The organism is Microcystis sp. M53598_WE2, assembly GCF_030067735.1.
In the GTDB taxonomy this organism is placed as follows: Bacteria; Cyanobacteriota; Cyanobacteriia; order Cyanobacteriales; family Microcystaceae; genus Microcystis; species Microcystis aeruginosa.
Genome location: NZ_JASJFE010000328.1, coordinates 1 through 1562, shown reverse-complemented (window position 1 = coordinate 1562; position 1562 = coordinate 1). Strand labels below are relative to the sequence as shown.

The 1562-nt window shown below is 35.5% G+C and carries 1 protein-coding gene and 1 pseudogene; one reads left to right on the top strand and one right to left on the bottom strand.

What is annotated here, in order from left to right; translation table 11 throughout:
- Positions 1 to 372: pseudogene (locus PX636_RS07155) on the top strand (DUF4276 family protein); the annotation flags it as partial.
- A gap of 196 nt (positions 373 to 568) precedes the next feature.
- Here the strand turns inward: PX636_RS07155 and PX636_RS07150 are convergent.
- Positions 569 to 1489, bottom strand: a complete 921-nt coding sequence (locus PX636_RS07150; protein WP_353853460.1) for a hypothetical protein — start codon at positions 1487 to 1489, stop codon at positions 569 to 571.
- Positions 1490 to 1562: the final 73 nt, after the last annotated feature.

Here is a 1562-nt window from a genome sequence, read left to right as displayed (position 1 = left end):
TGCAAAAATTTAGTTGCTATCGTTCCAATACAAATGACTGAAGCCTGGATATTAGCAGACAAAGAATTACTAAAAAAAGAATTGTGTACAAATAAAAGTGATAGTGAGTTAGCAATCGATAAAGAACCCGAATCTTTTAGCAATCCGAAAGAAACGATTAAAAATGCCATCAATAAAGCCAGAGAAGGTATGACTAAACGGGATCGAAATAAACTAAAAATTGACGATTTATATTCACCGCTTGGTACAAAAATCGAATTGTCGAAATTAGAATCCTTGTCTTCCTACAAAAAATTTGAAAAGGCAGTACGAGATATTTTTCCACAATTAACGAAAGTCAACAATATAGAGGATAATCCTGATCAAAGGTGAAAGGACATTGCTAATACCATTTTTCTAAAGTAATGGCAGAGATGGTTAATTTTCGGCATTGCTGAATCAAGGCATGAATGGCAACTGTGCAGGTTCCCGTGCAAAAGTTAGTTTGGCTCTAGGTTTTAAAAATACCAGAAAAGAAGATTCATATCTCAAATCAGCAACGCCGATTTATCTACACCTATTTTTTATACTAACTATTGATTAGGCGACTTACCATCTCTACCATTCCATATATGTTTAAATTTTTAATCTCTTCCTGAATTTGATCGATTGAACTTTGAGAATCATCACTACAGTAAGCCAATTGAACTTTCTTTCCCTGCGGATCGGTTAATAGGGTGATCCAGTCTTGATCGCTCGACACCTGATAATCTATATAGATGCCTTGTCTATCTTTGGCGGGAGTGAATTTACATGAATAATAGTTATCCTGTTTACGTTTGTCCGATGCTTGTCTAGCCAACAAGTTTTCGATTAACAAACAATCGGATTCTTTATGTTGCTCGTCGTGACTATGCTTTATTTTGCCTATTTTGCTTAAATCCGCTTTACGGTGAGTCTTGGAAACATAAGGATAAAGCTCCGCTTTAGAATCATACTGGATAGGTAAAATAATAAATCCTTTCTCCGCTTCCTCGTTGATCGCCTTTCGAGGAATATCGGCATTATAGGGAGTTAATAGGATAGCTTGTAATTTATATTTGAGTTTCCTGGTGACATGATCGGCAATTTCTTGTTTTAAAATATCTCTAAAAGTTGTAATTTGTTCGATACCTGTACTCGTGGAATTTTTATTAGTTCCCTTCATCTCGATAATTGTCAGCAGAAGTAAGTCATTCTGAATAAAAAGAGATAAATAATCAGGTCTTTTCTGCTTTTGATTTCTAACAAGAGGATCCTTCTGACGATCAGTTTTAAATAAAATACAAACGGAATCTTTTTCTTGCTTGGTAATCCGAAAGCTGACACCGCTTTCGGGTGGAGCGATCCGATCGGGTACGGTACAGAAAATAAGCAAATTTTCTAAAAAGTTAAATTTCTGCCAATCGAGTTTATTCTTCTTCTGAGGAACATTCTTCTTCGGTTTCTTGGTTTTGTTGTCCTGCTTCATAAATTGCAAAAAACTTTTGTTGAATATCAACTGATACATCGCTGAGAGTATCCCAACGAATACCGTATTCAGG